Origin of the sequence: Ancylothrix sp. D3o, from assembly GCF_025370775.1 — a bacterium.
In the GTDB taxonomy this organism is placed as follows: Bacteria; Cyanobacteriota; Cyanobacteriia; order Cyanobacteriales; family Oscillatoriaceae; genus Ancylothrix.
Genome location: NZ_JAMXEX010000141.1, coordinates 1 through 1,036 on the forward strand (window position 1 = coordinate 1; position 1,036 = coordinate 1,036).

The following is a 1,036-nucleotide window of genomic DNA, read 5'->3' on the forward strand; positions in this document are numbered from 1 at the left end:
CCTCAATAACCATCAAACATTATGGCAAGAGCACCGCCACAAATAAAACCGCTACGCGGTGTCCGAACGAAGGTTTAGCAAATTAAACCTCCCTCAATGAATCCATGAAAACCAAGAACATTCAGCAATATCAAAGAGAGTCAAGAAAATGACCAAGAATATCCAAAGTAATCAAGCAATCCCAGTTAATCAGGCAGTCCCAGTTAATCAGGCAATCCCTGGTAATCAGGCAGTCCAAGATAATCAACTGTTACCAAGCAATGAATCGTTACCAGAAAATGAAGTAGTAACAAACGAATTTAATGAATTTTGTAGTCCAGCCTTCATAGATCCGAATGGCCGGCTTCCTCGGATTCAAGCAGTACGCGGAGAAGACCCCAAACAATTCGGTTATTTCGTACCCTTCTCTGAAATGGCATCCAGCCGGTTGGTCAGATTTTGATGAATCCCAAATTACCGACTACACCTTTCAATCAGGAGTAATTGAAAAAGGTTTATTGTTACAAAACCCCCGAATGCTGGTTTGTCCAAAATCACCACTCTTAGCAGTAGACCGGCAGCAAACAAAAGAAACGCAAAGCACAGTCATCCTTGGGGAATACCGACACTACAAAGGTCAAGAGAACGTAACGAATGTTCAGTTTTTCCAGATTTTCTTACTCAACCAACAAAACCAACCCCTCCACCAAATCCCGTTAATCTATAAGGCAAAAGGTACGAACCAGGCATCCTTCTCAGTACACTGGCAGCAGTTTTGTAGTGAATTCAATACCTGTTTCTCTATCGCCAACCGGCATCTGGGGGTATCTCCTAAACCAAAGAATTTTGCGTTTAACTCATTGCTGGTATTTTGTCCAAAGCTGGCACGAGAGATTGTAGGGGATAAGCAGAAATCACCGGCCCTCAGAGTAGTGGGCTATGAACAACCTACCTTGGAAAACTGGACAGAATTCTTTGTTGGGACTAATGCCACCACAAAACAATTTGTCTGGCAAGGGCTAACACCGAATGAACCGTTGCAAATGCCGGCATTACC

2 protein-coding genes are annotated in these 1,036 nt (G+C 43.2%); both read left to right on the forward strand.

What is annotated here, in order from left to right; genetic code table 11:
• Window positions 1-148: 148 nt before the first annotated feature.
• Window positions 149-442: a DUF5895 domain-containing protein gene (locus tag NG798_RS27795; protein ID WP_261226959.1), complete on the forward strand. Its 294-nt coding sequence runs from the start codon at window positions 149-151 to the stop codon at window positions 440-442.
• Window positions 336-1,036 (forward strand): DUF5895 domain-containing protein (locus tag NG798_RS27800; RefSeq protein WP_261226960.1); only part of this gene is annotated, 701 nt, incomplete at its 3' end. The genes NG798_RS27795 and NG798_RS27800, both read left to right, overlap by 107 nt.